A 5,401-nucleotide genomic window follows, 5' to 3' on the forward strand; every position below is an offset into this window, starting at 1 on the left:
ATGCGGACCATCTTCTCCAGGGCGCGGCTGGCGGCTTCCTCGGCGTCGATGCCGGGCACGCGTGCCGCGACGGAGCGTACGACGTTGGGGCGGTGTACCACCCAGTCGTCGATCCGCAGGTCACCTGTCGTCGTCACGCGAACCTGTTCCCCTCTGCGCATAGTGTCCGGTTTCGACTCGCTCGGCAATGATCGCACCACAGATCCACGTTTGTGCAACATTCCGGCGTGATCGATTGTCGTGGCGGCGCCGCTGGGGTGCGCGGCCGGCACGGGCTCGGACGGGGACCCGAGCGGGGGCTCGGGCTCGGATCTGGTCGGGTCCATCAGGGTTCACCTCCGGGTGGTCGTGAACGTGGTCGAGACGACGTCGAGGCCCTGCGGCCCGGACGTCGCGTGGATGATCGCGAGGGCGACCTCACAGGTCGCGGCGATCAGGTCGCTTGCTCCCCACGCGTCGGCGAGGCGGTAGAGGTTGACTGCGTCACCCTCCGCGTAAGCGCGCAGGTACTGGGCGCCCAGACGAACAAGTTCGGGGTGCTCGGTGTGTTCCATGCAGCCCAGACGCGCGAGCCGACCGGATGTCACAGCACTTCCGGAAATTTCTTCGGATTGTTCCGTGACGTCCGGTTCTGGCGCGGGGAGAGGTCCGAAATGGGTGCCCAGGGCACCGTTCGGCGCGCGCGATCGCTTTTCATCCGGTAGGCCTGTGAGCCAGGCCACATGTGAATGCATCGAAAAGTGCTGTGACATCCGGGACGTGCCCGCGTCTTAGCTGTGACGCGGACGAAGTTCGGACCTCGCTGGGGGCGGGCCGAGCTCCGGCGCGTCGGGCGGGAGCCGTGGTTCGGAGTGCGCTGGGGGCACGCCGAGCCACGGACTCCCGTTCTCCGGCGCGAGCGCCGGCTCGGACCTCGCTGGCGGCGGACCGATCCGGCGCTCGTGTCACCGGACGCGACGCCCCCCCGCCGCCCACCTCTCTTGACCTGCCAGTTTCCTTTACCAGCCAGGCCGGCCCACGTACCGTGGGGCCATGCGCACGGCACGCTCGCTGCTTATCTAGCCGCACCGGTTCCGCCCTCGAGCGGGCACACCCGGTGCGGCCGCCCCTCCTTGCGAGGGGCTTTTTCGTGCCCGGAACCCGATCGACGCACCGGAGAGCGAGAGCGATGAGCGAGCAGCGCACCACCCCTGGACCCACCCGCGGCGGCCCGGCCGAGGCCGCCGGGTTCGCGGCGTCCGACGACGGCGCCCGGCCCCGCCGGTACCTGCTGACGATGTTCCCGTACCCCTCGGGCGACCTGCACATGGGTCACGCCGAGGTGTTCGCGATCACCGACGTCGTGGCGCGGTACTGGCGCGCCAAGGGCTTCGACGTGCTCAACCCGGTGGGCTGGGACTCGTTCGGCCTGCCCGCGGAGAACGCCGCGATCCGCCGCGGCGAGCACCCAGCGGTGTTCACGGAGGCCAACATCGCGACACAGGCGGCGTCGATCGAGCGCTACGGCGTCTCGTTCGACTGGTCGCGGCGCCTGCACACCCACGAGCCGGAGTACTACCGCTGGACGCAATGGCTGTTCGCCCGCCTGCACGAGCGGGGCCTGGCCTACCGTGCGGCAGCGGAGGTGAACTGGTGCCCGGAGGACCGCACGGTCCTGGCCAACGAGCAGGTGGTCGACGGCGCGTGCGAGCGCTGCGGCACCGCGGTCGTGGCGCGCAGCCTGACGCAGTGGTTCTTCCGCATCACGGCCTACGCGGACCGGCTGCTGGACGACATGTCCCTGCTGGAGCCGGGCTGGCCCGCGCACGTGCTGACCATGCAGCGCAACTGGATCGGCCGGTCCGAGGGGCCGGACGGCGAGAGCACGTACCGCCTGCACGACTGGCTGGTCTCCCGGCAGCGGTACTGGGGCGCCCCGATCCCGGTGGTGCACTGTCCGGCGTGCGGGGAGGTGCTGGTGCCCGACGACGAGCTGCCCGTCGAGCTGCCGTACCTGGCGGGCGACCGGCTGGCCCCCGGCGACGTCTCGCCCCTGGCCGCGGCCCGCGACTGGGTGGAGACCACCTGCCCGCGGTGCGGCGGACCCGCCGAGCGGGACACCGACACCATGGACACGTTCGTGGACTCGTCCTGGTACTTCCTGCGCTACCTGTCGCCCGGGTACGACGGCGGACCGTTCCGCCCTGAGGACGCCGCCCGGTGGATGCCGGCCGCGCTGTACGTGGGCGGCGTCGAGCACGCGACCATGCACCTGCTGTACGCGCGGTTCGTCACCAAGGTGCTGTTCGACCTGGGCCTGGTGCCGTCACCCGAGCCGTACGCCCGCCTGATGAACCAGGGCCAGGTGATCAACCACGGCCGCGCGATGAGCAAGTCGCTGGGCAACGGCGTGGACCTGGCGGCCGAGCTGGACCGGCACGGGGTGGACGCCGTCCGGCTGGCGATGCTGTTCGCGGGCCCGCCGGAGGACGACGTCGACTGGGCGGACGTCTCGCCGGAGGCGATGCGGAAGTTCCTGGCCCGGGTGCTGCGGCTGGGAGATCGACCCACGGACGGGGCTCGACCGACGGACCTGCGCCGGGTGGTGCACCGCACCGTGCACGAGGTCGACGATCTGGTCGAGGCGGGTCGGTTCAACGTCGCGATCGCCCGGCTGATGGAGCTGGTGGGCGAGGTGCGGCGGGCGACGTCGGACGGCGGGCCGGAAGACCGCGAGGCCCACCGCGAGGCCGTCGCCGCGGTCGCGGTGCTGCTGAGCCTGTTCGCCCCGTTCACCGCCCAGGAGCTGTGGGAACGGCTGGGCCGCACGACGGCGGTCGCGGCGCAGCCGTGGCCCGACGTGGACCCGGCGTACCTGGTCGCCGCCGAGGTCGAGGCCGTGGTCCAGGTGGACGGACGGGTGCGGGACCGGCTGCTGGTCCCGGCGGACGTCGCGCCCGCCGACCTGGAGCGAGCGGCCCTGGCACGGCCGGCGGTGGCCCGTGCGGTAGGCGACCGGGCGGTGCGGCGGGTCGTCGTCCGCCCGCCGCACCTGGTCAACGTGGTGCTGGCTCCGGCCTGACGGTCAGGCGGCCGCGCCGTCGTCGTCCTCGTCGAGCTTCGCGCGCAGGGCGCGGAGCTCGGCGAGGATCTCGCGGTTCTGCGCGGCCAGGTTCTCGAGCCGCTCGTCCTTCTGCTCGTCGTCCTCGCGCTCCTCCTCCGCGATCTCCTCCATGCCGTTCACGATGACGGCGATGAACAGGTTCAGCACCGCGAAGCTGACGACCAGGATGTAGAGCACGAAGAAGATCCACGCGGCCGGATGGGTCTCCATCACCGAGCGCGCGATGTCGGGCCAGGCCTCGCCCGTCATGGCCTGGAAGAGCGTGAACAGGGAGATCCACAGGCTGCCGAAGTACTCGGGCGACGACGTGCCGAACAGGCCGGTCGCGATGACCGCCGATACGTACATGACCAGGATCAGCAGGGCCCCCACTGCGCCCATCCCCGGCACGGCCCGCAGCAGGCCGTCGACCACGCGGCGCAGCGACGGCACCACGGTGATCACCCGCAGGACCCGCAGCACCCGCAGGGCACGCAGCGCGGACAGGGACTCGCTCGCGGGGAGCACCGCGACCCCGACGACGAGCAGGTCGAACACGTTCCACGGGTCGCGGAAGAACTTCCGGCCGTAGGCGATCATCCGCAGCATCAGCTCGAGCACGAAGAAGCCGAGCATGGTGTGGTCGATCTTGATCAGGACATCGAGGGCCGCGCCCGTCACCATGGTCTCGGCGCCGAGGACCAGGGCGTTCGCCAGGATCACCCCGAGCACCAGGTTGGTGACCCACCTCTGGTCGAGGAACGCCCGCAGCCGCTCCCGTCCGGTCCGCGGTACCGCCTGCGCGCCGATCTCCTGGTTCATCCGGTCTCTCCTCAACGTTCCCGTGCCCGGAGCCCGTGCTCCGGCAGTGCCTCAGGCCCCATGCCCGGGCGAACCTTAGCGTGGCGGTGCGCCCCAACCTGTCTGGGCGCAATGTCCCGATATGGGCTTGATCGGCGGGTCCGGTGGCAACTGAACCAAATCAGTGCTTGAGTAGAGCACAAGCAAGCAACACGACTGGAGGAAGACATCATGGCCTGGATCGCATTTCTCGTTCTTGGACTGATCGCCGGCGTGATCGCTCGCATCATCATCCCGGGCAAGCAGCCGGGTGGTTTCTGGGTCACGCTGCTTCTCGGTGTGCTCGGCGCCATGCTCGGCGGCTGGATCGGTAGCGCGCTCTTCAAGATTGACGCCATGGCTGAGTTCTGGTCGTGGGAGAGCTGGCTGTTCTCGGTGATCGGCGCGATCATCGTGATCCTGATCGCCCAGGCGATCTTCGGCCGGCGCAAGACCGCCTGACCGGCCTGTCGCTGTGGCCCGCGGCCGCACCGTCCTCGGCGTCGTCCTGACGTCGTTGATCGGGGCGGCCGCGGTCGCATGTTCGGGCGGTTCGCCGGAGCCCTCGTCGACGCTGGGCCCCGTGCCCGACGGCATGGCCGACCACCTCACCGTCCAGGTGGACCAGGGGCGCACGCAGTACGCCGCCCGGGAGATCGTCCTCGCGGTCACCAACGACTCCGACGAGACGATGACGCTCCTGTCGGGCGCCCTGGACGCCGACGGCTTCGGGCCGACCCACCCCACCAAGGAGAACCGCACCCCGGCGCTGCGGCCCGGCACCACGCGGGACGTCTACGTCGAGCTGGGCGAGGCGGACTGCGCCGGTTTCCCGGCGGGTCCGGAGGAGCCGGTGCCGGACGCCGCCCCGTCGGCCACGATCAGGCTGGCCCTGGGCGAGTTCGACGACCTGGGCCCGGCCTCCGACGTCGTCGTCGCGGAGGTGGGCGATCCCGGCGGGCACCTCGCGCGGAACCACGCCGTGGACTGCGCGGGTGCCGCCGTCGCCGCGGGAGCGAAGCTCGCCGTCGACCCCGACGTGCCGGTCGAGACGCGGGACGGCGAGCTGACGGCCCTGGTCACGCTGCGGGTCGAGCCGGTCAGCGGCGGGCCCGAGGTCACGATCGACCGGATCGCCGGGACCACGATCATGAACAACGCCGACCCGGGCGGCGACGGCTCCGGCTGGACCGGGGACGCGCTGGACGGCCAGCGGACCGGCGCGATCACGCTGCCCGTGGTGCCCGCCCGCTGCGACGCGCACGCCGTGGGCGAGGACAAGCGCGGCACCTTCCTGCCCGTGTCGGCGAGCGTCGACGGCGAGGCGCAGCACGTGATCTACGTGCCCATGCCGGACTCGGCGCGCGCCGACCTGTTCGCCTTCATCGCGGACAGCTGCGACTGGCCCGAGTAGGGCGCTGGCCCGGGCCCGGGTACGCGAAAGGCGCCGCCTCCGCCGTCGGACCATGGGCCCGACGG

Annotated in this window: 5 protein-coding genes; 3 read left to right on the forward strand and 2 right to left on the reverse strand. The window is 71.4% G+C overall.

The genetic code is table 11. The features are described from left to right. Positions 1-332: 332 nt before the first annotated feature. Complete coding sequence (locus ACFU5G_RS28895; RefSeq protein WP_036958673.1) at positions 333-554, reverse strand: hypothetical protein; 222 nt, start codon at positions 552-554, stop codon at positions 333-335. A gap of 614 nt (positions 555-1,168) precedes the next feature. On the opposite strand from ACFU5G_RS28895, the gene ACFU5G_RS28900 reads away from it, so the two are divergent. Then, on the forward strand, positions 1,169-3,061 hold the full coding sequence (locus ACFU5G_RS28900; RefSeq protein ID WP_377252401.1) for a class I tRNA ligase family protein: 1,893 nt from the start codon (positions 1,169-1,171) through the stop codon (positions 3,059-3,061). Between the two features lie 3 nt (positions 3,062-3,064). Here the strand turns inward: ACFU5G_RS28900 and ACFU5G_RS28905 are convergent, their stop codons facing one another. Further along, positions 3,065-3,904 (reverse strand): ion transporter, encoded by an 840-nt coding sequence (locus ACFU5G_RS28905; RefSeq protein WP_377252403.1) that lies wholly within the window; start codon positions 3,902-3,904, stop codon positions 3,065-3,067. A 210-nt stretch (positions 3,905-4,114) separates the two neighbouring features. Here ACFU5G_RS28905 and ACFU5G_RS28910 point away from each other — a divergent pair, with 210 nt between their 5' ends. Together ACFU5G_RS28910 and ACFU5G_RS28915 are read left to right on the forward strand one after the other, a co-directional pair. Then, a complete protein-coding gene (locus ACFU5G_RS28910) occupies positions 4,115-4,384 on the forward strand; it encodes a GlsB/YeaQ/YmgE family stress response membrane protein (protein ID WP_377252405.1) in 270 nt (89 codons plus the stop codon). A gap of 13 nt (positions 4,385-4,397) precedes the next feature. Beyond that, the gene (locus ACFU5G_RS28915; RefSeq protein ID WP_377252407.1) at positions 4,398-5,336 is read left to right on the forward strand and encodes a hypothetical protein; all 939 of its coding nucleotides are present in this window, start codon (positions 4,398-4,400) and stop codon (positions 5,334-5,336) included. The last annotated feature ends 65 nt before the right edge of the window (positions 5,337-5,401 follow it).

The organism is Promicromonospora sp. NPDC057488 (assembly GCF_042802395.1).
Taxonomy (GTDB): Bacteria; Actinomycetota; Actinomycetes; order Actinomycetales; family Cellulomonadaceae; genus Promicromonospora.

What these genes read in the sequence shown, in the direction of transcription:
- ACFU5G_RS28895 (WP_036958673.1), bottom strand. Translation starts at nt 554, where the DNA reads ATGGAACACACCGAGCACCCCGAACTTGTTCGTCTGGGCGCCCAGTAC.
- ACFU5G_RS28900 (WP_377252401.1), top strand. Translation starts at nt 1,169, where the DNA reads ATGAGCGAGCAGCGCACCACCCCTGGACCCACCCGCGGCGGCCCGGCC.
- ACFU5G_RS28905 (WP_377252403.1), bottom strand. Translation starts at nt 3,904, where the DNA reads ATGAACCAGGAGATCGGCGCGCAGGCGGTACCGCGGACCGGACGGGAG.
- ACFU5G_RS28910 (WP_377252405.1), top strand. Translation starts at nt 4,115, where the DNA reads ATGGCCTGGATCGCATTTCTCGTTCTTGGACTGATCGCCGGCGTGATC.